The 25,772-nt window shown below is 67.2% G+C and carries 17 protein-coding genes; 9 read left to right on the top strand and 8 right to left on the bottom strand.

Annotation, left to right across the window (positions count from 1 at the left end; translation table 11 throughout):
* Positions 1 to 4 precede the first annotated feature (4 nt).
* Complete coding sequence (locus E4J89_RS05440) at positions 5 to 3,499, top strand: S41 family peptidase (RefSeq protein WP_136785094.1); 3,495 nt, start codon at positions 5 to 7, stop codon at positions 3,497 to 3,499.
* Positions 3,500 to 3,580: 81 nt separating this feature from the next.
* Here the strand turns inward: E4J89_RS05440 and E4J89_RS05445 are convergent, their stop codons facing one another.
* The 5 genes from E4J89_RS05445 to E4J89_RS05465 form a co-directional block, all read right to left on the bottom strand.
* Complete coding sequence (locus E4J89_RS05445) at positions 3,581 to 4,012, bottom strand: OsmC family peroxiredoxin (protein WP_136785095.1); 432 nt, start codon at positions 4,010 to 4,012, stop codon at positions 3,581 to 3,583.
* A gap of 170 nt (positions 4,013 to 4,182) precedes the next feature.
* Positions 4,183 to 4,533, bottom strand: a complete 351-nt coding sequence (locus tag E4J89_RS05450; RefSeq protein WP_136785096.1) for a hypothetical protein — start codon at positions 4,531 to 4,533, stop codon at positions 4,183 to 4,185.
* A 165-nt stretch (positions 4,534 to 4,698) separates the two neighbouring features.
* Positions 4,699 to 6,441, bottom strand: coding sequence for a 2-oxoglutarate dehydrogenase, E2 component, dihydrolipoamide succinyltransferase (gene sucB / locus E4J89_RS05455; RefSeq protein WP_136785097.1), 1,743 nt, complete (start codon positions 6,439 to 6,441; stop codon positions 4,699 to 4,701).
* Positions 6,442 to 6,552: 111 nt separating this feature from the next.
* Positions 6,553 to 7,935 (bottom strand): dihydrolipoyl dehydrogenase, encoded by a 1,383-nt coding sequence (gene lpdA / locus E4J89_RS05460; protein WP_136785098.1) that lies wholly within the window; start codon positions 7,933 to 7,935, stop codon positions 6,553 to 6,555.
* 183 nt (positions 7,936 to 8,118) lie between these two features.
* The gene (locus E4J89_RS05465; protein ID WP_136785099.1) at positions 8,119 to 9,642 is read right to left on the bottom strand and encodes a leucyl aminopeptidase; all 1,524 of its coding nucleotides are present in this window, start codon (positions 9,640 to 9,642) and stop codon (positions 8,119 to 8,121) included.
* 309 nt (positions 9,643 to 9,951) lie between these two features.
* Between E4J89_RS05465 and E4J89_RS05470 the strand changes: the two genes are divergently transcribed.
* The 4 genes from E4J89_RS05470 to E4J89_RS05485 all read left to right on the top strand — a co-directional run bounded on the left by E4J89_RS05470 (position 9,952) and on the right by E4J89_RS05485 (position 15,173).
* Positions 9,952 to 10,890 (top strand): PAC2 family protein, encoded by a 939-nt coding sequence (locus tag E4J89_RS05470; RefSeq protein ID WP_136785100.1) that lies wholly within the window; start codon positions 9,952 to 9,954, stop codon positions 10,888 to 10,890.
* A 34-nt stretch (positions 10,891 to 10,924) separates the two neighbouring features.
* Complete coding sequence (locus E4J89_RS05475; protein ID WP_136785101.1) at positions 10,925 to 12,280, top strand: MFS transporter; 1,356 nt, start codon at positions 10,925 to 10,927, stop codon at positions 12,278 to 12,280.
* A gap of 96 nt (positions 12,281 to 12,376) precedes the next feature.
* Positions 12,377 to 13,654 (top strand): DUF4192 domain-containing protein, encoded by a 1,278-nt coding sequence (locus E4J89_RS05480; protein WP_136785102.1) that lies wholly within the window; start codon positions 12,377 to 12,379, stop codon positions 13,652 to 13,654.
* Positions 13,655 to 13,901: 247 nt separating this feature from the next.
* On the top strand, positions 13,902 to 15,173 hold the full coding sequence (locus E4J89_RS05485; protein WP_136785103.1) for an RNA polymerase sigma factor: 1,272 nt from the start codon (positions 13,902 to 13,904) through the stop codon (positions 15,171 to 15,173).
* Positions 15,174 to 15,447: 274 nt separating this feature from the next.
* Here E4J89_RS05485 and E4J89_RS05490 read toward each other — a convergent pair whose 3' ends face one another.
* Positions 15,448 to 15,669: a hypothetical protein gene (locus E4J89_RS05490; protein ID WP_136785104.1), complete on the bottom strand. Its 222-nt coding sequence runs from the start codon at positions 15,667 to 15,669 to the stop codon at positions 15,448 to 15,450.
* A gap of 250 nt (positions 15,670 to 15,919) precedes the next feature.
* Between E4J89_RS05490 and E4J89_RS05495 the strand changes: the two genes are divergently transcribed.
* The gene (locus E4J89_RS05495) at positions 15,920 to 18,031 is read left to right on the top strand and encodes a DNA topoisomerase IV subunit B (RefSeq protein ID WP_136785105.1); all 2,112 of its coding nucleotides are present in this window, start codon (positions 15,920 to 15,922) and stop codon (positions 18,029 to 18,031) included.
* Here the strand turns inward: E4J89_RS05495 and E4J89_RS05500 are convergent.
* Positions 18,028 to 19,002, bottom strand: a complete 975-nt coding sequence (locus E4J89_RS05500) for a M56 family metallopeptidase (protein WP_136785106.1) — start codon at positions 19,000 to 19,002, stop codon at positions 18,028 to 18,030. The genes E4J89_RS05495 and E4J89_RS05500 overlap by 4 nt on opposite strands.
* Before the next feature lie 6 nt (positions 19,003 to 19,008).
* Positions 19,009 to 19,395 carry a BlaI/MecI/CopY family transcriptional regulator gene (locus E4J89_RS05505; RefSeq protein ID WP_136785107.1) on the bottom strand — a complete coding sequence of 129 codons (387 nt, stop codon included), beginning with the start codon at positions 19,393 to 19,395 and terminating at the stop codon, positions 19,009 to 19,011.
* 189 nt (positions 19,396 to 19,584) lie between these two features.
* Here E4J89_RS05505 and E4J89_RS05510 point away from each other — a divergent pair, with 189 nt between their 5' ends.
* The 3 genes from E4J89_RS05510 to cydD all read left to right on the top strand — a co-directional run bounded on the left by E4J89_RS05510 (position 19,585) and on the right by cydD (position 25,772).
* Positions 19,585 to 21,210, top strand: a complete 1,626-nt coding sequence (locus E4J89_RS05510; RefSeq protein ID WP_136785108.1) for a cytochrome ubiquinol oxidase subunit I — start codon at positions 19,585 to 19,587, stop codon at positions 21,208 to 21,210.
* A gap of 29 nt (positions 21,211 to 21,239) precedes the next feature.
* Positions 21,240 to 22,259 (top strand): cytochrome d ubiquinol oxidase subunit II, encoded by a 1,020-nt coding sequence (cydB, locus tag E4J89_RS05515; protein ID WP_136785109.1) that lies wholly within the window; start codon positions 21,240 to 21,242, stop codon positions 22,257 to 22,259.
* Positions 22,260 to 22,382: 123 nt separating this feature from the next.
* Positions 22,383 to 25,772: a thiol reductant ABC exporter subunit CydD gene (gene cydD, locus E4J89_RS05520; RefSeq protein WP_240691747.1), complete on the top strand. Its 3,390-nt coding sequence runs from the start codon at positions 22,383 to 22,385 to the stop codon at positions 25,770 to 25,772.

A 25,772-nucleotide genomic window follows, 5' to 3' on the forward strand; every position in this document is an offset into this window, starting at 1 on the left:
AGGCATGACTTTATCCAGCTACTTCCGCTACCCGCACGTGCACGCCGATCTCGTCACGTTCGTCGCCGAGGACGATGTGTGGGTGGGCCCCATTGCCGGGGGCAGGGCGTGGCGGGTTTCGTCGCTGCAACTGCCGGCCAGGAACCCCAGATTCTCGCCCGACGGACAGAACCTGGTGTGGGGCGTGGTGCAGGCCAGCGCTCCCGAAGTGGTCACGTCCTCGGTCGACGGCGGAGGCTTCCGCCAGCTGACCTTCTGGGGACATGCGTCGACGAAGGTCAAAGGTTTCACACCACGGGGCGAAGCCTTGGTGACCAGTTCGTTCCAGCGCGAAGAATCCCGCCACACGTGGGCCTACGCCGTACCGCTGGACGGCTCCGGCGCCCGCGTGCTGCCCTATGGGCCGGTTGATTCCGTCGCGTTCGGGCCGGAGCTCGGCGACGAGCGCCCGGTGGTGCTCGGTAGCGTGCTCTCGCGTGAACCGGCCTGGTGGAAGCGGTACCGCGGCGGCACGGCCGGCAAACTCTGGATTGACCGGGATGGCGGCGGCGAATTCGGGCGCCTCGCCGCTGAGCTGGATGGGAACCTCGCGGATCCGATGTGGATCGGCGACCGGATAGCGTTCCTCAGCGACCACGAAGGCCACGGCAACCTGTACTCGGTCCGGCCGGACGGAGGGGACCTGCGCCGGCATACCGATCATGACGGCTTCTACGTCCGGCACGCGTCCACGGACGGCACCCGCGTGGTCTTCGAGTCCGCCGGCGAGCTGTGGCTGCTCGATTCCCTGGCCGCGGAACCGCGGCGGCTTCAGCTCACGTTGGGCTCGGCCTCGACCGGACGCCGCAGCCGCCCTCTCAACGTGGCGCAGCACCTGGCATCGGCCGTGCCGAATCCGAAGGGAACCGCGTCCGTCATCGAGGCACACGGAACAGTGCATTGGCTGACCCACCGGGACGGTCCTTCGCGCGTCGTGGAGTCGACAGCCGGCGTCCGGGCCCGGCTGGCGCGGCCGCTCGGGGACTCGCGGGTGGTCTACGTCGCCGACCACGGGGGCGAAGAGGCCCTCTACATCCGCCAGGTTTTCGAACAGCTTCCCCAACCCGACGCGCCCGCACCCGCCGAAGCCAGTGCGGCACCTGCCGAACCGGAACCGGCCGGCTTGCCGCGCCCGGTGTCGGCCTCCGCCGTCGTTACCCCGACCCAATCCCAGCCGATTGTCGAAGTGCGTTCCGGCGGACGGCAGGGCGGCAGCGGAGCCGACAGCCAGGAGGCGGAGGCCCGTTCGGCCGCAGCGCTGGCGCCGCAGCAGCTGCGCCGGGTGGAATTGCCTGGACCGGACCGGGTGAGCGCGCTGGCTGCCAGCCCGGACGGCACACTGGCGGCGGTCGCCACCGAATACGGCCAGCTGCTGGTCCTGGACGTCGACAGCGGGGACCTGCGCCGGCTCGCTGGCACTGACCACGGGGCGGTCAACGAACTGACCTTCTCACCCGATTCGCGCTGGATCCTGTGGGCCGAACCGGTGACGGCGGAGGGCACCCGGACCCGTCTCCGGCTGGTTCGCGCTGACGGCAACGGCAGCATCATTGACGTGACCGACGGACGCTTCCGCGACCACGGGCCGGCCTTCACCCCCGATGGCAAGTTCGCGGCCTTCCTCTCCGAACGGAGCTTCGACCCGGTCTATTCGACCCACAGCTTCGATTTGGGTTTCCCCGAATCAACCAAGCCGTTCCTGGTGGCTCTGGCCGCCGCCACTCCCTCGCCGTTCGGACCCTCGGTGCACGGCACGTTGCCGGATGCGCCGCCGGCAGCGGAGAAGGATCAGGACGGCCAGTCGGACGCCGGCGAGACCAAGCCTGCCGCCGCGGAGATCGCCGTGGACGCGGAACGGCTGGGTGAGCGGATCATTCCGGTCCCGGTCCAGCAGGGCCGCTACACCCGCCTTACCGCCGTGGACGGAGCCTTGCTGTGGCTGGCCACTGATCCTGCCGGGGTCACCGGAGAAGGACGTGCTTCAGCCGAGGACGCGGAGCAGTCCCAGCGGCTCGAGCGGTTCGACCTGTCGCGCCGTGAGGTTTCCGTGTTGGTGCCTGCCCTGGATGCCTACGAAATGTCGCAGGACCGCAAGCGGCTGGTGTACGTGCACAAGTCCAAGGTCAGGGCCGTCCCCGTCAGCGGGAAGGTCGACGACGACTCGCCGGAGAGCGTGCAGGTGGACCTGAGCCGGATCCGGCTCACGCTGGAACCGCTGAAGGTCTGGGGCCAGGCATTCGAGGAGGCCTGGCGGCTGCAGCGCGACTTCTACTGGGCCGAGGACATGGCGGGCATGGACTGGCAGGGCGTCTACGACCGCTACCGGCCGCTGGTGGAACGGTTGGGCTCCCACGACGACTTGATCGACCTGCTCTGGGAACTGCATGGGGAACTGGGCACCTCGCACGCCTACGTCATGCCCGCACCGGTCACGGAGCCCGGCGCCGGCAAGCAGGGTCTGCTGGGCGCCGACTTGGTGCGGACCGAGGCCGGCTGGACGGTGCACAAGATCCTGGCCGGGGAATCTTCGGATCCGCTGGCACAGTCTCCGCTGACCGCTCCCGGCGCCGCCGTCCAACCGGGCGACGTCATTGCTGCCGTGGACGGCATCCCGGTGGATCCGCTCGGCGGCCCGGCGCCGTTGCTGGTGGGCGCCGCCGGCAAGACCGTTGAACTGACCATCGTCAACGGATCGGGCAGCCCGGAAGCCGGCCTGCAGCGGCGGATTGCGGTGATCCCGATCCGTGACGAGGAACGGCTCCGGTACCAGAACTGGGTCGCCGGCAACCGCCGCAACGTCCGCGACGCCTCGAACGGGCGCTTCGGGTACCTCCACATCCCCGACATGGTGGCCCGCGGTTGGGCTCAACTGCACCGTGACCTGGACGTGGAGACCGCCAAGGACGCGCTGATCATCGATGTCCGGCGCAACCGGGGCGGTCATACTTCGCAGCTGGTCGCCGAACTGATCGGCCGCAAGGTCAACGCTTGGAGCCTGGCCCGCGGCGAGCAGCCGGGCACCTATCCGGCACATGCACCGCGCGGCCCCGTCGTGGTCCTCACGGATGAGTATGCCGGTTCCGACGGCGACATCATCACGCAGGTGAGCAAGCTGCGCGGCATTGGCCCCGTTGTCGGGACGCGGACGTGGGGCGGCGTGGTCGGCATCGACGCGAAGTTTGCGCTGGCCGACGGCACCGGGGTCACGCAGCCCCGGTATGCGTTCTGGTTCACCCAGGGCGTGGGCTGGGGCGTGGAAAACTTTGGCGTTGAACCGGACATCGAGGTGCCGTTCCCGCCGCACGCCTACGGCGCAGGGGAAGACCCGCAGCTGGAGCACGGCGTGGGGATCCTGAAGGAGATGCTCAGCGAACTGCCGACCGACCAGCCGCCGGCCCGCGGCGGCTATCCGGTGCTGCGTCCCGGGGCGCTGCCGCCGCGGCCGCAGGATCTGCGCTGACCTTCGCCAGCGCGGCCGTCCGCGAACCTGAAGAACCCCGGCACATCCAGGATGCGCCGGGGTTCTTCTGTCTTTTCGAAACTAGCTGGCCAGCGTGGCGTCAAGCGTGATGCTCGGCACCGAGGCCAGGGCACCGGATACCGGACAGTTCTCCTTGGCGCCGGTGGCCAGGCGCTGGAAATCTTCCTCGCTGATCCCGGGCACGGTGGCGTTGACGGTCAGCCGGATCTCGGTGATGCCGGTCCCCGGCACGAAGTCCACCGCCGCAGAGGTCTTGATGCTTTCCGCCGTGGTGCCGTGTTCCTTGAGCATGTTGCTGAACTGCATCGAGTAGCAGGTGGCATGGGCTGCAGCCAGCAGCTCTTCGGGGCTGGTCTTTCCTTCGGCCTGCTCCGCCCGGGCCTTCCAGGTGACATCGTAGGTGCCGATTCCAGACGTTTCGAATGTGGTCTGGCCGCTGCCGCCGAACAGGTCGCCTTTCCATTCGGTGCTGGCAGTACGGGTTGTAGCCATGTGTCCTCCTTGGTCGATCTGGGATACGTTCCATGCCGGTCCGGCCGCGTAGGGCCGGTGCCGTCCATTTCATACTAGGGGAGTTGCCGCGGCCTGTCCGGTGGGCGGGTTAAACCGCGGCGGCCGGCCCCGAATCCGGGACCGGCCGCAGTGTCAGTGGCTTCGCAGGGTCAGTTCCACAAAGTCGCGATGGCAACGTTTAGCAGCGCCAGACCGCCGACTGAATGGGCCAGGCCAGCGGAAATCGGTTCGCCGGCCTTGTACTTGCGGCGACCAATGAAAGCGAGGACGCCGACGACGAGCGCGATGACCAGCTTGATGGACAGCTTCACATAGTTCGCGTCCATGTCCAGGGCCGGAATCAGGCCCATCATGATCACACCGGTGATGATCTGCAGGGCGGCGCCGTCGAACTGCCGCGGGTGGACGGTGGGCTTCTTCATGTTGCCGATCCAAATGCCGACGATCATGGCCGCACCGACGATGTGCAGGAAGACGAGAAGGTTGTAAAGGATGTCCATGGGCCCAGCCTATCGGGCCACAGTGGGGCTGCAGGCCGCGGCATGCCGGGCCGGAATGAATTTTTCTACCTGCTGTAGTAGCCGCGGCAGACGAAACAGCGGCGGGCCGCGTCCAGAACTGAACGCGGCCCGCCGCTGATTGGTGCGCGGTGCGGAACCGCCGGGCTACAGGCCCAGATCCGCCTCGAACTGGCCGGCTTCCAGACGTGCCCGCAGCGTCTGCAGGAAACGGCCGGCATCCGCGCCGTCGACCAAACGGTGGTCGTAGGTCAGCGAGAGGTACATCATCGAGCGGATCGCGATCGAATCGTCGCCGTTCTCATCCTGGACCACCATCGCCCGCTTGACGATGCTGCCGGTCCCGAGGATGCCGACCTGCGGCTGGTTGATGATCGGGGTGTCGAACAGGGCCCCGACGCTGCCGATGTTGGTAATGGAGAACGTGCCGCCGGAGAGCTCATCCGGGCCGATCTTGTTGCTCCGGGTGCGGTCCGCGACGTCGGCAATCTTGCCCGCCAGGCCGGCAAGGTTGAGGTTGCCTGCGTCGTTGATGACCGGTACCAGCAGGCCCTTGTCGGTGTCCACCGCAATCGCCAGGTGCTCGGCGTTGTGGTAGGTGATCTCCTGCTTTTCCTCGTCGTACTCGGCGTTCAGCTTCGGGTGCTGCTTGAGCGCCTCCGCAACGGCCTTGGCGATGAAGGGCAGGTAGGTCAGCTTGACGCCGTTCTGGTCCTGGAAGGACTTCTTGGCGCGTTCACGGAGCTTGACCACCTTGGTCATGTCGATCTCATGGACCTGGGTGAGCTGCGTGGAGGCGTCCAGCGATTCGCGCATCCGGCGGGCGATGACCTGGCGGATCCGCGGAGCCTTCTCCACGGTGCCGCGCTTGGCCGAGGCCGCTGCCTGCGCCGGAGCCGCCGCGGGCGCTGCTGCGGGAGCGGCGGCCGGCTTGGCGGATTCGGCTGCTTCCAGCACGTCCTGCTTGCGGATGCGGCCGCCCACTCCGGTGCCCTTGACGGTGGAGAGATCCACCTTGTGCTGATTGGCCAGCTTGCGGACCAGCGGAGTGACGTAGCCGGCGTCGGAGACTGCGGCAGCCTCGGCGGGCGCAGGCGCTGCCTTCGGGGCTTCTGCAGCAGGCGCCTCAGCCTTGGGGGCTTCGGCCTTCGGAGCTTCGGCGGCGGGCTGCGCGGCCTTTGCGGGCTCCTTCACCGGGGCCTCGCGGTCCTGGGCCGGGGCGGCGGCCACCGGCTCGGCTTCCTTCGGCTCCGCCTTGGCGGGACCGGCACCGGTGCCGATGATGGCCAGCACCGAACCGACCTCGGCGGTCTCGTCCTCGGCGACCTTGATCTCCTGGACCGTGCCGGCCACGGGGGACGGGATTTCGGTGTCGACCTTGTCGGTGGAGACCTCGAGCAGCGGCTCATCAACCTCGACCGTGTCGCCGACCTGCTTCAGCCAGCGGGTGACGGTTCCTTCGGTGACGCTCTCGCCCAGGGCCGGGAGCGTGACTTCGGTGCCTTCGCCGGAGCCGGCGGCCGGAGCTTCCTCGGCAGGGGCTTCCTGCTGGGGCTCTTCCTGCTGCGGGGCTTCCGGCGCGGCCTCCTGCTGCGGCTCTTCGGCCGGGGCTTCCTCGGCCGGAGCCTCTTCGGCCGCCTGGCCGGAACCGGAACCGTCGCCGATGCGCACCAGCGGGGCCCCGACGTCGGCGGTCTCGTCCTCAGCCACCAGGATCTCTTCAATCACACCGGCTACGGGAGAGGGGATTTCGGTGTCAACCTTGTCGGTGGAAACCTCGAGCAGCGGTTCGTCGACTTCGACCCGGTCGCCGACTTGCTTCAGCCAGCGGGTCACAGTGCCTTCGGTGACGCTTTCACCGAGGGCGGGCAAGTTCACGGTTTCAGACATGTCGTCCCCGTTCTCCTTTGAGTCTATTTTCCGGCCTGGCCGGTACATCGAGTCTTACTCTTGAGCCTAGTGCACCCGTCCGGCGAGGACGGGTGCACTAGGTGAAGCTTGTTATCCGTGCAGCGGACGGCCGGCCAGGGCCATGGCGGCTTCGCCGAGCGCCTCGTTCTGGGTCGGGTGCGCGTGGATGAGGGCTGCGACGTCCTCCGGGTACGCTTCCCAGCTGACGATCAGCTGCGCTTCGCCGATCTGCTCGCCGATGCGGCCGCCGATCATGTGCATGCCCACGATCGGGCCGTCCTTCTCGCGGACCATCTTGATGATGCCGCTGGTGCCCAGGATGGAGCTCTTGCCGTTGCCGGCCAGGTTGTACTCAACCGTCTCCACGTTGTCCTTGCCGTACTTCTCTTCGGCCTGCGGCTGGTTCAGGCCGACCGAAGCGATCTCCGGTTCGCAGTAGGTGACCTTCGGGACGTTGATGTCCTCGATCACGGCTGGCTTGTTGCCGGCGATTTCCTCGGCCACGAAGATGCCCTGCTGGAAGCCGCGGTGCGCCAGCTGGACGCCCGGAACGATGTCGCCGACGGCGTAGATGTTGCCGACGCCGGTGTGCAGACGCTCATCGGTAATCACGAAGCCGCGGTCCACCGTGACGCCGGCCTCCTCGAAGCCCAGCCCGGCAGTGCTCGGACCGCGGCCGACGGCAACGAGCAGCAGGTCGGCCTCGAAGGTCTTGCCGTCAGCCAGCGTGACCACGACGCCGTCGTCGTTCTGCTCCACCTTGTCGAAGAACACGCCGGTGTTGAACTTGATGCCGCGCTTCTTGAACGCGCGCTCCAGCTGCTTGATGATGGCCGGGTCCTCGTTGGGGACCAGCGAGGGCAGGCCCTCGACAATGGTGACGTCCACGCCGAAGGACTTCCATACCGAGGCGAACTCGACGCCGATCACGCCGCCGCCCAGGATCACCGCGCTCTTGGGCAGCGTGTCCATCTGCAGGGCGTGGTCCGAGGTGATGACCTTGCCGCCGATTTCAAGGCCGGGAAGCGTCTTCGAGTAGGAGCCGGTGGCCAGGACGATGTTCTTGCCCTTGTACGCGGTGCCGCCGACCTCGACCGTGTCGGTTCCGACGAGCTTGCCTTCACCTTCGATGACGGTGATGCCCTTGGACTTGATCAGGCCGGTGAGGCCCTTGAACTTGCCCGCGATGATGCCGTCCTTGTAAGCGTTCACGGCAGCCATGTCGATCGAATCCAGGCTCAGGTTCACGCCGTACTTCGAAGCGTCCCGGGCGTGGTCGGCCAGCTCGGCCGAATGCAGCAGAGCCTTGGTGGGGATGCAGCCGTTATGCAGGCAGGTGCCGCCGAGCTTGGCCTTCTCGACCAGGCCGACGGTGAAGCCCAGCTGCACGGCGCGCAGGGCCGCGGCATAACCGCCGCTGCCGGCGCCGAGGACCAGGATGTCGAATTCTTGCGCTGTTGCCGAATCGGCCACGTGAACGCTCCCTCGCGTGTTCGTAACGTGTGGTGACACGTCGATGAGTTGATTGGGGTTAAAGATCGGAGTTGGTTTGGGTTTCACCTTAGCGGTCCCGCATACCATCATCTACTTGGTGACAGCACCAAGAGTGCGGATTGTGGGCGGATTCACGCCGGTGGGTGGGCCGGGATACGGTCCTCAGGCGCTGCGGGCAACCACATCCTCCGCGTAGGCCACCAGCGTGCGGACTGCGACGCCGGTGCCTTCCTTCGGGGTGTAGCCGTGCGGCGAACCCTCGTTGAAGGCCGGGCCGGCAATATCCAGGTGCGCCCACGGAATCCGCACGCCGTCCGACTCGCCCACGAATTCGCGCAGGAAGATCGCGGCGGTCAGCATGCCGCCGTACTTGTCGCCCATGTTGGACAGGTCGGCCACCTGGGAATCCAGGCCGGAGCGCAGTTCGTCCGGCAGCGGCATCGGCCAGAACAGTTCGCCCGCCCGGTCAGCGGCAGCCTTAACCGCATCGCGCACGGGTTCTTCGCCCATGACTGCGCCCACCCGGCTTCCCAGCGCAACCATCTGCGCGCCGGTCAAGGTGGCGACGTCGAGCAACACATCGGGGTGTTCCTCGCTGGCGGCCGCCAGGCCGTCGGCCATCACCAGCCGGCCCTCGGCGTCGGTATTGAGTACTTCCACTGTCTTGCCGCCGTACATGGTCAGTACGTCGGAGGGGCGCGAGGCGGTGCCCGAGGGCATGTTCTCGGCCAGGCAAAGCCACGCGGTGGCCTTTACCGGCAAGCCGAGCTCGGCGATGGCCAAAACTGCGTTGAGCACGACGGCGGCACCCGCCATGTCGCACTTCATGGTCATCATTCCGGCGGCCGGCTTGAGCGACAGGCCGCCGGAGTCGAAGGTGATGCCCTTGCCGACGAAGGCGAGTTTCGCCTTGGCCCGGACCGGGGCATATTCAACCTTGACCAACCGCGGCGGCCGCGTGGATCCCTTGCCGACGCCGGTCAAGCCGCCGTAGCCGTCCTTCTCCAGCTTGTCCTCGTCCAGCACGGTGACCTTGACCGGCAGGCCCTTGGCCATCTGTGCCGCGGTGTCGGCGAACGAGGCAGGGTAGAGGTGGCTCGGCGGCTGATTGACCAGGGAGCGCGTCGCATTCACGGCGCGGCCCAGCACGGCGGCCCGTTTGAGCGCCTTGGCCAGCTGCTTGTCGCCGGCAACCGGTGTGAGCACGGTGGCTTCGGCGACCGGACCGCGGCCATCGTTTCCGCGGCTGCGGTGTTCGTTGAAGGCATACGCGCCGAGCGCTGCGCCTTCGGCCACCGCTGCGGCCTCGGCCACCGTGGCCGCTGGCAGGCCCAGGGCCACCGACTGCACCCCGGCCAATTGCCGCACTGCCGAACCGGCAGCGCGGCGCAGGGTCTCGACGGTTACGGCACGGTCCGGCCCCAGCTTCCCGACGCCGGCCAGCACCAGCACATCCGTACCGGACTCCGGCAGCCCCGGCAGCCGGTGAATCTCGTCGGCGGCGCCGGTGACGCCGAGCAGCGGAAGGGTGTCCGCCAGGGCCTTGGCGGACTTGGCGGATAACGGATTCTCCAGCAGAACCGGGCCGTTGCCGCCCTGCCCGACCGCGATGACGAGGGCATCGGACTTGGCTTTTCTGACATCCTTGGCAATGGCGCTGAGCTTAAGCTCGGTCGTGGGGATCACGCAGATCTGTCCTAACTTCTCCTTCAGCCGGCCAGCGCGGATCGGGTGTGGCCGCCGCTCACCGGTTGCATACCGTTGTGTTTACAGTAGTTCCAGCAGGAAAAACCCGTTTCAGGCGTTCGCCGGAACAGGGCCTGCACCTGTCGATCGTAGTCTCTCCCACACGGATGCGCTGTTTCTTCACGCCCTACCGGGGTCCGCAGCCGCGGAATTTTTCCGCCCGCGTCTGCGCTGTCATGACAGAGGGCCATATACGGCAGGGAAGAAGATGCCCGGACGGAGGGAACATTGTTGGATCCACGGTCGCTGATGTCGACGAACGCAGAGCTGTTCGATTCACCGGCGCTGCGCGGGCTTGACCTGATCATGGGGTTCACCGGAGCAGCCGAAGCAGGTCACGTGATGGAGCAGATCGGCGATGAACTGCTCGATGAGCTGGACGCCGAGCTGGTTGCTGCCTTCGACGCCGACCAGTTGGTGGACTACCGCAGCCGGCGGCCCAAAATCACGTTTGCGGGGGATCACTTCACCGACTACGAAGCACCCGCCATCGAGCTCTACCGAGTGGTCGATGGGCTGGGCACGCCGTTCCTGCTGCTGACCGGCCCCGAACCCGACTACCAGTGGGAGCGTTTCTCGGCTGCGGTCGTCTGGCTGGCGAACCGGCTCGAGACGCGCCTGGTGGCATGGGTGCAGTCGCTGCCGATGCCGGTGCCGCACACCCGGCCCATCGGCGTCACTGTCCACGGGTCCCGGCCGGATCTGATCAACGGCATCACCACGTGGAAGCCTCAGGCAGAATTGCAAGCGGGCATCGGGCCGCTGCTGGAAGTGCGGCTGGCCGAGGCCGGCCGGGACGTCGTCGGCTATTCCATCCATGTGCCGCACTACCTGGCCGACGCGCAGTACCCTCCTGCCGCCGTCGCCGCCTTGGAGTACCTTGGCGCCGCTACCTCGCTGGTGCTTCCGACCGACCGGCTGCGCGAGAACGGGCGCGACGTCGAAGGGCAGATTGACCGGCAGGTACAGGACTCCGCCGAGGTGCAGCGCGTCGTCGTCCGTCTCGAAGAGCGCTACGACGAATATGCCGGGCACGAAGAGCGCCGTTCGCTGCTGGTCAAAGACAACGAAGAACTGCCCGACGCCGACGAGCTCGGTGCCGCGGTAGAAGCGTTCCTCGCCACGCAACCCGCCGGCGACAGCGACGGAGGCAAGGGGCCCTCGGCCGAGCCCGGAACCTCCGATTAGCTTTGCACCGCGGGAAGCGGGCAATATTGGAGCAATGGATTCGCGGCGTGCATGGTGGGTATGGGGAAGCGGAATCTTCGCCTATCTGGTCGCGATCACCCAGCGCACCTCGTTCGGCGTAGCCGGCCTGCAGGCCACCGAGCGCTTCGATGCCACCGCCGCTGCCCTGTCGACCTTCACCGTGGTCCAACTGGTGGTGTACGCAGGGTTGCAGATTCCCGTCGGGCTGATGGTGGACAAGTACGGTCCCCGGGTCATGGTTGCCGGCGGAGCCCTGCTGATGCTGGCCGGGCAAACCGCCTTGGCCTTTGCGTCGTCCGTTCCGGAAGGACTGGTCGGCCGCGTCCTGGTAGGTGCCGGCGACGCCATGACGTTCGTGTCCGTGCTGAGGTTGTTGCCCAGTTGGTTCAGTGCGAAGCGCATCCCGCTGCTGACCCAGCTGACCGGACAACTGGGCCAAATCGGCCAATTGATCAGCGTCATCCCCTTCGTGGCGATCCTGAACCTTGCGGGCTGGACACCCGCGTTCCTCTCGGTCGCCGCGCTCTCCGCGATCGCCTTTGTGCTGGCGCTCGCGGTGGTCCGCAACGAGCCGGCCCAACACCAGAAGCCGTTGCCGCCGACGCTGCGCCAGACCGGCTCCTCGCTGGCCGAGGCCTGGCGGGAACCGGGCACCAGGCTGGGGCTGTGGACCCATTTCACGGTCCAGTTCCCGGCCAACGTGTTCATGCTGATGTGGGGCTACCCGTTCCTCGTCTCCGCCCAAGGGCTGGCGCCGGCCGTGGCCTCGGTGCTGATGACCGTAGCGGTACTGACCTCTTTCGTTGCGGGTCCGTTGCTGGGCGGCTGGGTGGGCCGGCATCCTTTACGGCGCTCCACGATGGTCCTGCTGATCATTGGCGTCATGTCGACCGCCTGGCTGGCTGTCTTGCTCTATCCCGGCCCTGCGCCGTTCTGGCTGCTTCTGCTGCTGGTGATGGCGGTTTCCATTGGCGGCCCGGGATCGATGATCGGCTTCGATTTCGCGCGGACGTTCAACCCGCTGAGCCGCGCCGGCACAGCAACCGGCATCGTGAACGTCGGCGGTTTCATCTCTGCGCTGCTGGTGATGTTCGGCATGGGCGTTGTCCTGGACGCCCTGCTGGCCAGCGGTTTCTCGCAGGGTGAACTGTATGCGCTGGACTCGTTCAAGCTGGCCTTCAGCCTCCAGTTCGTCTTCCTGATCGGCGGCACGCTGGCCATTTTGGCTGTACGCAAGCGCGTGCGCACGAGGATGTCCCACGGAGGAGTCATTGTCCCCCCGTTGCGGGATGCGCTGGCACGGGACCGGCGCCGGCGGCGCGAGCGCATCAGGGAACGCCGGGAGAACGGCGGAAGCCGGCGAGGCTGACTTGTTGCCCTCCACAGGGCCCGTCACGGGCGATCCTGTCCACAGGATCGCCCGGCCGGATGGCCGCCGCGGCCACTGCAGCAGCAAGCTCCTGCCATGGAGAAGAAGCGATTCACGGCCCGCCAGTCCGCCGACGTCCTGGGCTTCGTGCCGCACACGCTGGGATTCCTGCCCGCCGAGAGCGTGGTCCTGTTGTCCCTTTCCGGCGGCCGTCTCGGGGCCACGTTGCGCTTGGACCTTCCCAGAACCGGCAACAACCGCCAGTTGGAGCTGTTTGCCGACACCGCGGCTGACTACCTGCGCTCTGACGAGGAGGCCGACTCATCGCTGCTGATCCTCTACACGCAGCACGCGTGGCGCGCAGCAGACCGGCCGCCACACCCTGAACTCGTGGCAGCCCTTGGCCGGTCCCTGGCGGCCGCGGGACTGCCGGTCCGCGGCGGCTGGGCGGTTGGCACCGAGCATTGGCGGGAGCTCTACTGCGCCGATGCCAGTTGCTGCCCTTTGCCTGGACGGCCGGTATCGCAGATCCGGGACAGCGCGTTGAACGCCGAACTTGTCTACAACGGCAGTACCTATGCTGCGTCGGCGGCGGAGGCCGCAGTCGATCCATTCCCTGCCGCTCCCCGTGGAGAACACCCTGCTGCCGGGTCCGCACTTGAGGCCCGGGGGTCAGAAGCGCCGCCCGGTGTGGCAGCGCCGCCGGCATCCGCGACGTCGAGCGCCATCCAACGGGAAGCCGACCAACTGGCCGACGGACTTGCCGGGAGCTGGACACATCCGGTTTTTTACTACGCTACGCTGCGCCGGTGGGAGCATGCCCTGACAGCGAACCAGTCCGGCACCATCACGGCCCAAGCGCAGGCCTTCCTGCTCGCGAGCTTGACCGACAACGCGGTTCGGGACGCCATTGCAATCTTCGCCTGCAACGGACTTGAGGCCGCTTTCCTGTGGGCCGGCGCGGCTGGACTCCTCGAGGGACCCGATCCTGGAGCGGATGTGGATCCGGACGTCGCGTCGTTGCCGGAGGCCGATGATCCTGCGGCAGCCCGGAACTTGTCCAGGATCCTGGTCGGTGACTCGCCCGGGGCCCCGGACTGGGAGCGTGTGGATGCCACGGCGCAGTTGCTCGGGCAGCTTCACTCCGTGGGCACCGGACGCTCCCGGGCCGCTGCCGGTGCTCTGCATGCATGGATCGAATGGGCACGGGGCCGCGGCTCGCATGCGCACCAGCGCGCCGAAGGCTGCCTGCGCGAGCACCCCGGGTACCGGCTCGCCGAGCTCGTCCGGGAACTGGCAGACAGCGGGATGTTGCCGCTTTGGGCACGCCGGCGCGAGACCGCGTGGCCCGGTCCGAGGCATTTGGCTGCTTAGCCGGGCAGAGGGGGAGTCAAATCCGGTTCTTCCGGTTGGCTGAATCGTGAGACAATGGGAACCGAGACCCGGTTGGGTTCGTGTTTCAAACAGCGGTACTTCCCTCGGGAATACCGCAGCCGCGGATCAGGTTATGCGATGCAGACCCTGCGTCCGTGACTTGGTTTGAAATCAAACACGGACTTGACAGGGTCATAGTGGTGTTGCCCGCAGGTAGCGTCACAGACCGCCGTACGAAAGGTTCTCTGTGTCACCGGACAAGAAGACTGTTGCAGCTCCCGATGAGGAGACTGCTGCCTCCGCTCCGAAGAAGTCCGCGACTGCCAAGCGCACCGGCGCCCAGTCAGCGGCAACGGCTGATGCCGCACCCAAGCGGCGCGGCCGGAAGCCGGGTGCTGCCGCCAAGAAGGACGCGGACACTGCCGATCCGGCCACAGAAGAAGTCGACGAGGATGCAGACGTTGAGCCCGAACCCGCGGACGAAGACGTTGAAGCCGTCGAGGAAGCCAGCGGCAAGAAGGGTAAGGACGGCGAAACCGGTTCCGGCTTCGTCTACTCCGATGCTGACGACGATGACGCACCGGCCCAGCAAGTAGTCTCCGCGGGTGCTACCGCGGACCCCGTCAAGGATTACCTGAAGCAGATCGGCAAGGTCGCCCTGCTGAACGCTGAGCAGGAAGTCGACCTTGCCCTCCGGATCGAGGCCGGGCTTTTCGCCGAAGAGAAGCTGGCCAAGGATGACGGCACCATGGAAACGCGGCTGCGCCGTGACCTGGAGCAGATTGTCCACGACGGCAAGCGGGCCAAGAACCACCTGCTCGAAGCCAACCTCCGCCTGGTGGTCTCGCTGGCCAAGCGCTACACCGGCCGCGGCATGCTGTTCCTGGACCTGATCCAGGAAGGCAACTTGGGCCTGATCCGCGCGGTCGAGAAATTCGACTACACCAAGGGCTTCAAGTTCTCCACCTATGCAACCTGGTGGATCCGGCAGGCCATCACCCGCGCCATGGCGGACCAGGCCCGCACCATCCGCATCCCGGTGCACATGGTGGAAGTCATCAACAAGCTGGCCCGCGTGCAGCGCCAGATGCTCCAGGACCTGGGCCGAGAGCCTACGCCCGAAGAGCTGGCCAAGGAACTGGACATGACGCCCGAAAAGGTCGTCGAAGTCCAGAAGTACGGCCGCGAGCCGATCTCGCTGCACACGCCGCTGGGCGAGGACGGCGACTCGGAGTTCGGCGACTTGATCGAAGACTCCGAAGCTGTGGTTCCCGCCGACGCGGTCAGCTTCACCCTGCTGCAGGAGCAGCTCCACTCCGTGCTGGACACGCTGTCGGAGCGCGAAGCCGGCGTGGTGGCGATGCGCTTCGGCCTCACCGACGGCCAGCCGAAGACTTTAGACGAAATCGGCAAGGTCTACGGCGTCACCCGTGAGCGCATCCGCCAGATCGAATCGAAGACCATGTCCAAGCTGCGGCACCCGTCGCGGTCGCAGGTACTGCGGGACTACCTGGACTGATCCCACAACGCAGCAGCAGGGCCGGCACCCCGGAGAGGGGACCGGCCCTGCTGCCGTTAAGCCTGGTTTTATGACCGCGGCGGTGCCGCAGCAGCTCTGGACGGAGCGGGGTGCGGCCAGAGTCCGTCGGTTGCCTGGCGCTGGACACGGACAGCCGACGTCCGCCGGATAAAGCGAAGGGCGCCGTTCCCTTTGCGGGGAACGGCGCCCTTCAACGTGGGGGCCTGCCGGGCCATGCCACAGGGAGCTGCGCGGGCAGCTCTCCGGCATGGGTCTATTCGGCGCTGGCGCCGGCCTTTTCGGTCAGGCGGCCGGTTTCGTCCTGCCACTCCGAGGCTTTCGAGCGAAGCTGCGGCTCGTGCTGCCGGGCATGGTGCCCGCAGAAGAGGAGCTCGCCGCCGGAGGAGGCCAGGACCACCCGTACATAGGCCTGGGCGCCACAACGGTCGCAACGGTCCATTGCGGTCAGTTCACGGGGGGCTACTGCTGTTGTCATGATGACCTCCTTACGAGTGCGTCTACCCATACAACCATCCGGACCTCGCAAAACTTCGCATCTTAAGGTCACTTTCGCTCACCGCGTATCACAGCTGCATTACAGCGGGAGCTGCGTCACATGCGGTTGATCGGTGCGGCGCGGTGCACAAGCGCGCGGGTAAAGGGGACTAGCCTAGTAACGGTCCGTTATTCGCGGCGGGCCGCGGCCAGGAACCGCCGTTCTGTCTTGCCAAGGAGCACCTGTACACGTGGCGCCAACGAAGTCTGAGTACACAGCACGCCATCTTTCCGTTCTGGAAGGACTGGAAGCCGTCCGCAAACGGCCGGGCATGTACATCGGTTCAACCGATTCCCGCGGGCTAATGCATTGCCTGTGGGAAATCATCGACAACTCGGTGGACGAGGCCCTGGCGGGCTACGGGCAGAGCATCAAGATCACCCTGCACCCGGATGGCGCGGTGGAGATCCACGACGACGGCCGGGGCATCCCGGTGGACATCGAGCCCAAGACCGGCTTGAGCGGTGTTGAAGTGGTGTTCACCAAACTGCATGCCGGCGGCAAATTCGGCGGCGGCTCCTATACTGCCTCCGGCGGCCTGCACGGCGTGGGCGCCAGCGTGGTCAACGCGCTGTCTTCCCGGCTGGATGTCCAGGTGGACCGCGGCGGCAAGACCTACCAGATGTCCTTCCGCCGCGGCGAACCGGGCAAATTCATCGACCCGGCCAAGGGCCCGGGCCCGGAGTCCCCGTTCGAGCCGTTCGTCACGGGGTCCAAGCTGGAAGTGGTTGGCACCGCCAAGCGCGGCGTGACCGGCACACGCATCCGCTACTGGGGAGACCGGCAGATCTTCACCCCGGACGCCAGGTTCTCCTATGAAGAATTGCAGAACAGGGCCCGGCAGACCTCCTTCTTGGTTCCCGGGCTGAAGATCACACTGAGCGACGAGCGCCGGCTGCCCGGAACCCCCGGCGAAGAGGGTCCGTTCGAGGAAGTGTTCCACCACGACGGCGGCATCGGCGAGTTCGTCGACTACCTGGCCAACGACAGTGCCGTCACAGATGTCTGGCGCTTCCACGGCTCGGGCAAGTTCAAAGAAACCGTTCCGGTGCTCGACGAGAACGGGCACAGCAAGATCGCCGAGGTCGACCGCGACTGCGAGGTGGACGTGGCGCTGCGCTGGGGCATCGGCTATGACACCACGGTGCGTTCGTTCGTGAACATCATCGCCACGCCGAAGGGCGGAACGCACCAGAGCGGCTTCGAACAGGCGCTGCTGAAGACCTTCCGCAAGGTGATCGAAGCCAACGCACGCAAGCTCAAGGCGGGCAACGACAAGATCGAGAAGGACGACGTCTTCGCCGGCCTGACCGCAGTGCTCACCGTCCGCCTGGCCGAGCCGCAGTTCGAAGGCCAGACCAAGGAAATCCTCGGCACCTCGGCCGTCCGTGCCATCGTCTCGCGCGTGGTGGAGAAGGAGCTGGCAGCGAAGCTGGGTTCTTCGAATAGAGGAGACAAGGCGCAGTCCGCGCTGCTGCTGGAGAAGGTCGTCAGCGAGATGAAATCCCGCATCTCGGCCCGCGTCCACAAGGAGACGCAGCGGCGGAAGAATGCGCTGGAGACCTCCACCATGCCGGCCAAACTGATCGACTGCCGCACCAACGAAGTGGAACGGTCCGAACTGTTCATCGTCGAGGGCGACAGCGCCCTGGGTACCGCACGGCTGGCCCGCTCGTCCGACCATCAGGCGCTGCTGCCGATCCGCGGCAAGATCCTCAATGTGCAGAAGGCCTCGGTGGGCGACATGCTGTCCAACGCCGAATGCGCCGCCATCATCCAGGTGGTGGGGGCCGGGTCGGGCCGCAGTTTCCAGCTGGACGCCGCCCGCTACGGCAAGGTGGTCCTGATGACCGACGCCGACGTCGACGGCGCACACATCCGCACACTGCTGTTGACGCTGTTCTTCCGCTACATGCGCCCGCTGGTGGATGCCGGCCGGGTGTATGCCGCGGTGCCGCCGCTGCACCGGGTGGAGATCATCAACGCCGGCTCGAAGGCCAACGAAGTGGTGTACACCTATTCGGAGAACGAGCTGCACAAGCTGCTCGCCACCTTGGAGCAGGACGGCAGGAAGTACAAGGAACCGATCCAGCGCTACAAGGGGCTGGGCGAGATGGACGCCGACCAGTTGGCGGAAACCACGATGGAACCCAGGCACCGGACGTTGCGCAGGGTGCGGATCGAGGACGCCGAAGCGGCCGAGCGCGCCTTCGACCTCTTGATGGGCTCGGACGTGGCGCCGCGCAAGGAGTTCATCGTTGCCGGAGCCTCGATGCTGGACCGCGAACGGATCGACGCCTAGGACGCCAGGCCGGGCGCCACCAGCAGCACGGTCGGCACGGCCAGCAACAGTGCCGACCCCAGCAGCACCGCCGATTGCGCCGCCCGGCCGAGGGCCGGAACGGGGGAGAGCAGCCGCCGCAGGCGGTGCGCGGTGACGAAGGTTTCGGTCTCGGCCGCGCCGAGCAAGGCCTTCGCCGGATCACCGACGCCGGCGGTCACCGCGGCCCCCGCCTCGGGCCGTTCGCCCGCCGCGACCACGGCGATCGCCCGCACGAGGGTCTCGCGGTCCGAGGTCTTCAGCGCGTGGTCGTCGGCGAGCATTTCGGTCAGCTCGTTGACCGCAGTCCGGGCCAGCTTCGACGTGGGGAGCCACGGCAGGGCCGACCGCCAGGCGGCGAAGGCCCACAAAAGCAGATCGTGGCGCTGGTCCAGATGCGCCTTTTCGTGCGTCATCACGGCCTGCAGCTCATCGGGGGAGAGCAGTTCCAGCAACCCGTTGGAAAGCACCGTCACTGAACCGCCGCCGCCCGGCAGGCAATAGGCGACCGGTGCCGGATGGTTGATCACCAGGGTCCGCGGCGAGTCGGCGGACGGGGAACTGAGCAAGTTCAGCAGATCGCGGTGCCGGCTGCGCTGTTTGCGGATCTTGTAGTAGGTCAGCAGCAAGGTGAAGACCAAATGGACGGTCAGCAGCAGAGCCGCACTCAGGGCGAACACATGGATGAGGTCGAGTCCGGCGTCTGGGCTGCCGTCCAGCAGCAGCGAGGTCAGGCCCCGGAGGCCCTGCAGCAGGTTGTCCCCCAGTGGTTCCAGCCCCCAGGTCAGCATGGCCCCGATCATGGACAACCCGCCGGCCAAGGCAATGGCCTGCCACAGCACCAGCGCGCTCTCCGGGCTCCGCGCCGTCCAGCGTGCCCGTGAGAGCAGGATGGGTGCCGGCCATGCCAAAATAACCGCCAAGGCGGCCAGCAGGTAGGAGGCCAGGAACATTCGGCTTTAGCTGGAGAGGATCTTGCGCAGCGCCTCGGCCTCTTGCTCCGTGACCGTACCGATGAAGCGGGCCAGGACGGCCTCGCGGTCCGGCGCCGAGCCCAGGACTTCGTGCATCAGTTCCACGGTGTGCTCTTCGCGGCTGGTCACCGCCCGGTAGCGGTGCGGACGGATGTCCCGGCCGCGCTGGACCAGCCCCTTCTTTTCCAACCGGGACAGGACTGTCAGAACCGTCGTGACGGCCAGTTCCTTGCCGTCCGCTCCGTCGGCGGTGGCCTGGGCCAGCAGGTCGCGCAGTTCGTTGGCCGTGAGCCCGCTTTCGTCGGGATCGGCGGCGTTCTGGGACCACAGCACGTCCATGACTGCCCGTTCCAGATCTCCGAGAGTAGCCATTTGGTTCCTTTTCGTCTCTTAACGTCGAAGCAACGGCCCGCGGTATCTTCCCGCGACCGTGCTCTTGGTCTCTAATTTACCGTCTTTCGCGCAAATGTTCTACAGTACGTAGAAGATTAAGTTCTACGGCTTGTAGAAAAGGTTTTCCCGGGGTCATCCGGGAGCCACGTCAGTCCGGGAGGCAGCGGGTTGGAAGCACTGGAAATCGCACGGTGGCAGTTCGGCATCACCACCGTCTACCACTTCCTGATGGTGCCCTTGACCATTGGCCTGGGGCTGCTGGTCGCGATCATGCACACGGCTTGGTACCGCACCGGCAAGGACCAGTACCTGCGGATGACCAAGTTCTGGGGCAAGCTGTTCCTGATCAACTTCATCATGGGCGTGGCCACCGGCCTGGTCCAGGAGTTCCAATTTGGCATGGCATGGAGCGAATACAGCCGCTTCGTCGGCGACGTCTTCGGCGCGCCGCTGGCAATGGAAGCACTGCTGGCGTTTTTCGTGGAGTCCATCTTCCTGGGCCTGTGGATTTTCGGCTGGGGCCGGCTGCCCAAGGCCGTCCACCTGCTGAGCATTTGGTGTGCCTCGCTGGCCACCATCTGTTCGGCCTACTTCATTCTGGCCGCAAACTCCTGGATGCAGCACCCGGTCGGCGTCGAAATGATCGACGGACGGCCCGTCATGGTCGACGTCTGGGCCGTGCTGACGAACAACACCCTGCTGGTGGCCTTCCCGCACACCATCTTCGGCGCGATCTCGGTGGCCGGCGGGTTCCTGCTGGGCATCAGCTGGTACCACCTGTGGAAGCGGCGCCGCGACGGCATCGATACCGTCGGTGCGGACGGCAAAGTGATCGTCGGTTCGGAGCCTTCCCGCGGCCGGGACGCGGCGGACCATAAGGTCTGGCTCCGCTCGCTGCGGATCGGCGCCGTCGTCGCGGTGGTCTCCTTTGCCGGCGTGTCCCTCACCGGTGACCTGCAGGCCAAGCTCATGTTTGACCAGCAGCCCATGAAGATGGCGGCTGCCGAGGCTGCCTGCCACGACGGCACCGGCTTCTCCATTCTCTCGGTCGGCGACCTCGGCTCGAACGACTGCGCCGACATGGTGGCCGTGGTGGAGCTGCCCGGGATGCTCTCTTTCCTGGCCAACGGAGACTTCGACACCGACATCCGGGGCATCAACACCCTGCTGCCGGAGTACCAGGAACGCTTTGGCACGCACCTGCCGGACGACCCGATCTACGGCGAGCGTGCCGGCACCGAGATCGACTACGTGCCGGTCATGGAGGTCACCTACTGGGGCTTCCGCATCATGATCACCTTCGGCATGCTGGCCGCTGCGGCCGCCGCCGTCGCCCTGTGGGTGGTGCGCAAGGGCACCGTGCCGGAATCAAAATGGCTGATGCGGCTGGCCGTGTTCGGCATCCTGGCACCGTTCGGCGCGAACTCGGCCGGCTGGATCTTCACCGAAATGGGCCGCCAACCGTTCGTCGTCGCGCCCAACCCGGATCCCGACGGCATCGACAACGTGTTCATGTTCACCGCCGCCGCGGTCTCGCCGGGTGTCTCGCTGGGAGAACTGATCTTCTCGCTGAGCGCCTTCACCCTGGTCTACGGCACGTTGCTGGTGGTGGAAGTGAAGCTGCTGGCCGCCTACTGCCGCGGCGGTGTGCCCGCGGCCATGCCTGAACTGCTGCACGAACCGTCCACGGAAAGTGCAAAGAAGGACGACGACGGCGGCCCGGACGGCGGCGACGGCACCGGCGGCCGCGGCAAGGACAGCGGTGCTGACGACGTGCTCTCCTTCGCCTACTGACGGCTCCCACGGAACGATAAGAGGACTACATGGAAACCCTGCCCACTGTCTGGTTCGTCGTCATCGCCTTCTTCTGGACCGGCTACCTGTTCCTGGAGGGATTCGATCTCGGCGTCGGGATGATGATGCGTGGCTTCGCCCGGAACAACACCGAGCGCCGCGTGCTGCTCAACACCATCGGGCCGGTCTGGGACGGCAACGAAGTCTGGCTCATCACCGCGGGGGCCGCCACCTTTGCGGCCTTCCCGCAGTGGTATGCCGCGCTGTTCTCCGGCCTCTACCTGCCGCTGGTGCTGGTGCTGCTGGCCCTGATTTTCCGCGCCGTCGGCATCGAATACCGCGGCAAGGTGGACTCCGACCGCTGGCGGGCCGGCTGGGACTGGGCGATCGCGTTGGGCTCCCTGGTCGCGGCCTTCGGGGTCGGCGCAATGCTGGGCCTGACCACCACCGGCCTGCCGCTTAACGCCAACGGCGACCGGGTGGGCGGCGCGTTCGCCTGGTTCAACGGCTACGCCGTACTGGGCGGGCTGGCCGTCGTGTGCTTCTGCCTGGTGCATGCAGCAGCGTTCCTGATGCTGAAGTCCGACGGCGAGATCAGGTTGCGTGCCAAGGCCGTGGTGCTGCGCTGGCTGCCGGTGGCGCTGCTGCCGATGGCTGCCTGGGCCGCGGTGCTGGTGCTGCGCAACGGCAAGGCGGTCACGGTGGTGACACTGCTGATCGCCGCTATTGGCGCGGTGGCCGCCTGGCTGCTGGCCAAGGCAGGCAGGGACGGGCTCTCTTTCACCGGGCTTGGCATTTTCCTGGTTGCCGGGACGGTAACGATCTTCACCGCGGTATTCCCCACGGTGCTGCCCTCCACGATCAACGAGGCCTTCAACCTGACGGTGGATTCCGCTTCCTCGTCCGATTACACGTTGGGCGTCATGAGCGTGGTGGCCCTGTTCGGCATCCCGGCCGTCCTGGTCTACCAGGGCTACACCTACTGGGTGTTCCGCAAACGGGTGAGTTCGTCCGCGATCCCCGCTGCGCACGCCGTCGTCGTGCAGTGAAGGCAAACAAGCCAAGCCTGAACCGGGCCGTGAAGACAACGCCGTTATGACCAAGCGGCGAAGACCAAGTAGTGAAGACAGTGCAGTGAAGGAAGTCCCCGTGAAGGAAGCGCAGTGAAGCCCATGCCGCCGGTGGGCGCCGCCGGCAAACGCGCGCTGTACTTGCTGGGGCTCGCCGCTGCCGTCAAGGCCGCCGGATTGGTGCTGCTCGCCTCGGCGGTGGCTGCCGGAGTGGCCGGCCTGGCGGCCGGGACCTTTAGCTGGGACGGGGTGCTGCTGCCCGGGGTCATCGGTGCCCTGCTTCGGGCGGCGGCGGCCTGGGGCCAGGACGTCGCGGCTCAGCGGGCGGCTGCGGGAGTCAAGCAGGACCTGCGTGCCCGTCTGGCCGAGCGGATCCTGGAAGACGGAGGTGCTCCGGCCGGCGGCGCCGGATCCACTGGCGACGGCGCCCTGAGCGTGCTGGCCACCCGGGGCCTGGACAATCTGGACGACTACTACACCAAGTACCTGCCGGCGCTGGTGACCTGTGCCGTGGTGCCTCTGCTGGTGGGGCTGCGGATCTTGGCCGCGGACTGGGTGAGCGCGCTGATTGTGGTGCTCACGCTGCCGCTGGTGCCGGTGTTTATGATCCTGATCGGCAAGCACACGGAAGACCGGACGGAACAAGCCGCCGCGGCCTTGGACCGGCTCTCGGACCATCTGCTGGAACTGGCCCGCGGTCTTCCGGTCCTGGTTGGTCTGGGCCGGGCTGCGGCCCAGACTAAGGCGCTGCGCGACGTTGCCCGTGCCTACCGCGAACGGACTATGGCCACGTTGCGGGTCGCCTTCCTCTCCTCGTTGGCGCTGGAACTGATCGCCACCATTTCGGTGGCCGTGGTGGCTGTGTTCGTCGGCATCCGGCTGGTGTACGGCGGAATGGAACTGGAAGCCGGCTTGCTCGCGCTGATCCTGGCGCCGGACTGTTTCCAGCCGCTGCGCGACCTCGGCTCGGCGCACCATGCCAGCGAAGACGGAATGGAATCGCTCAAGCGCAGCAAGGCCGTGCTGGATGCACCGGCCGGACGGGCGCTGGTGCCCGACGCTCCGGTGTCTGCCGACCCGGTGCCGGCAAGCGGGGGAGCACCGGAAGTGCGGGTGTCCGGACTGTCCGCAACGTACCCCGGACGGGGGCAAGTGCTGGCCGGGCTGGATTTCACCGCCCCGGCGGGCCGCATCACTGCCCTGTCCGGACCGAGCGGCGGCGGCAAGAGCACAGTGCTGGAAGTATTGGCGGGCCTGCGCCGCGACGGTGCGGGCATCCGGCTGACCGGAGAGGTAGCCGGCATCCACCGCGGCCGGATCGCCTGGATCCCGCAACATCCGGTCCCCTCGGAAGCGACGGTGGCCGACGAGGTGGCACTGTATGCGGGCCTGGCCGGAGCGGCCGGGCAGGCAGCAGCGCGGGTAGCACTGTCCACAGTGAACGCTGCCGGACTGGCGGACGCCGACACTGGCGACCTCAGCCCCGGCGAACTGCGGCGAGTGGCCGTGGCCCGGGCATTGGCCCGGATCGAGCACGTCCCGGGGGTGGACGTACTGCTCGCCGATGAACCCACGGCCCATGTGGACGATCAGAGTGCGCGCGCCATTGAGGCAGCGCTCGCCGGGCTTCGCGGCCGCGTGACCACCGTGCTGGTGGCCCACGACCCGGACACCGCGGCGCTCGCCGACCATGTGGTGCCGGTAGCCCCGTCCGGCGGGGGAGCCGCCCCCGCGCTCTCATCCGGCCGCGTCGCATCGACAGCGGGACCGGACCCGGAGCACACCGAGGCTACGGCCGAGCGCCAACACACCAACACGCCCGATGCCGGACTCGCCAGTGCCGGAATCCCCACTGCCGGACCTGGCCTCTGGCGGCAAGCTGCCCTGCTGCGGCCGTGGAGCCCGAGCTTCCTGGCAGCGCTGTGCTTCGGCCTGGGCGCGGCGCTCTTCGCAGTCTCGCTGGCCGGATTGTCCGGCTGGCTGATTGTCTACGCCAGCGAGCAACCGCCGATCCTGCACCTGATGACGTCCATCGTCGGTGTCCGGTTCTTCGGCATCGGTCGTTCGGTGCTGCGGTACCAGGAGCGGCTGAAGCTGCACGACGCGGTCTTCGACAGCACCGACCGGCTGCGGCTCCGGTTGTGGAACGGGCTGCTGCAGCGGCCGGCAGCGTGGCGGCGGCTGGCGCGCGGCGGCGGCGCGCTGGAACGGCTGGTCGGAGATGTGGACGAACTGCGCGATATCGCTCCGCGGGCCGCCTTTGCCCCGCTGGTCGGGCTGCTGGTGGCCGTCGCCTCCTGCGTGGCCACGGCGCTGTTGATGCCGGCCGCCCTCGGCTGGCAGCTGCTGCTTTCGGCGGTCTGTGTGCTGTTGGCGCCGGCCGTGACCCGCTGGGCCGATCGCCACGCGCAGGCTACCAACGTGCAGCTCAAGGGTACGTCGCTGAACGCCGTGACGCGGCTGCTGGCTGCAGCCTCCGATCTGGCCGCCAACACGGCTGCCCGTCCGCTGCTGCAGCGGGCCCGGCGGTTGGACCGGCAGTCCACAGCGGCAGTGCAGCGCAGCGCGTGGGCCCAGGGATTGGGCCACGGACTGACCGCGCTGGCGTGCTCGCTGGCAGCGGTGGTGATGATTGGAGCAGCTGACGGCACCGCACCTGGGGTGGCCGCCGTCGTCGTCCTCATGCAGTTGGCGCTGGTGGAGCCGTTCATGGCAGTCAACACCGCGGTGCAGCAGTGGGGTGCGTGGCGTGCTGCCGGGGCGCGGGTGGCGCCGGATCTGGGCAGCACGGCGCTTCCGGCCGACGAAGCGGTGGCCGCTCGGGCCGCCGTCGACGAGCTGGAGCTGCGGGACGCGTCCTACCGGTATCCCGGCGCGGCCCAGGACGCCTTCGCCGGAGTGGATCTGCGGGTGCAGCGCGGGCAATGGCTCGCCGTGACCGGGCCTTCGGGCAGCGGAAAGTCCACGCTGCTGGGCGTGCTGCTGGGATTCCTGCCGCTGGCCAGCGGACAGTATTTGGTCAACGGTGCGGCCAGCGTGGCACCGCGCTCCGCTATTGCTTGGATGCCGCAGGAAGCGCACCTGTTCAACTCCACGGTCCGGGCCAACCTGCTGCTGGCCCGACCGCCGGAAGAGGCGCCCACCGAGGAGCAGCTGCGCTCGGCGCTGGCCGCCGTGGGGCTTGGCGACTTCCTGGCCGGACTCCCGGATGGCCTGCAGACCCGGATCGGTCCGGGCGGGCACTTCCTGTCCGGTGGCCAGCGGCAGCGGTTGGCCGTGGCGCGGGCGCTGCTGGCCGACGCGGACGTGGTGCTGCTGGACGAACCCACCGCGCATTTGGACCGCGAGGCGGCGGACGCCCTGCTGCTGGATCTGCGGCGGGCGCTCGCGGGTAAGGCAGTGGTCATGGTGACCCATGACGAGCGCCAGGCGGCGTGGTGTGAGCACCGCTTGCAGATGTCTACCGGCAGGTACGCTGCTGCCTTAGGCTGA

This window comes from Arthrobacter sp. CAU 1506 (genome assembly GCF_005047635.1).
Classification (GTDB): Bacteria; Actinomycetota; Actinomycetes; order Actinomycetales; family Micrococcaceae; genus Crystallibacter.

Excerpts from the sequence above, each read along its gene's own strand:
- E4J89_RS05440 (WP_136785094.1), top strand. The coding sequence starts at position 5 with ATGACTTTATCCAGCTACTTCCGCTACCCGCACGTGCACGCCGATCTC.
- E4J89_RS05445 (WP_136785095.1), bottom strand. The coding sequence starts at position 4,012 with ATGGCTACAACCCGTACTGCCAGCACCGAATGGAAAGGCGACCTGTTC.
- E4J89_RS05450 (WP_136785096.1), bottom strand. The coding sequence starts at position 4,533 with ATGGACATCCTTTACAACCTTCTCGTCTTCCTGCACATCGTCGGTGCG.
- sucB (WP_136785097.1), bottom strand. The coding sequence starts at position 6,441 with ATGTCTGAAACCGTGAACTTGCCCGCCCTCGGTGAAAGCGTCACCGAA.
- E4J89_RS05470 (WP_136785100.1), top strand. The coding sequence starts at position 9,952 with ATGTCGACGAACGCAGAGCTGTTCGATTCACCGGCGCTGCGCGGGCTT.
- E4J89_RS05475 (WP_136785101.1), top strand. The coding sequence starts at position 10,925 with ATGGATTCGCGGCGTGCATGGTGGGTATGGGGAAGCGGAATCTTCGCC.
- E4J89_RS05480 (WP_136785102.1), top strand. The coding sequence starts at position 12,377 with ATGGAGAAGAAGCGATTCACGGCCCGCCAGTCCGCCGACGTCCTGGGC.
- E4J89_RS05490 (WP_136785104.1), bottom strand. The coding sequence starts at position 15,669 with ATGACAACAGCAGTAGCCCCCCGTGAACTGACCGCAATGGACCGTTGC.
- E4J89_RS05500 (WP_136785106.1), bottom strand. The coding sequence starts at position 19,002 with ATGTTCCTGGCCTCCTACCTGCTGGCCGCCTTGGCGGTTATTTTGGCA.
- E4J89_RS05505 (WP_136785107.1), bottom strand. The coding sequence starts at position 19,395 with ATGGCTACTCTCGGAGATCTGGAACGGGCAGTCATGGACGTGCTGTGG.
- cydB (WP_136785109.1), top strand. The coding sequence starts at position 21,240 with ATGGAAACCCTGCCCACTGTCTGGTTCGTCGTCATCGCCTTCTTCTGG.
- cydD (WP_240691747.1), top strand. The coding sequence starts at position 22,383 with ATGCCGCCGGTGGGCGCCGCCGGCAAACGCGCGCTGTACTTGCTGGGG.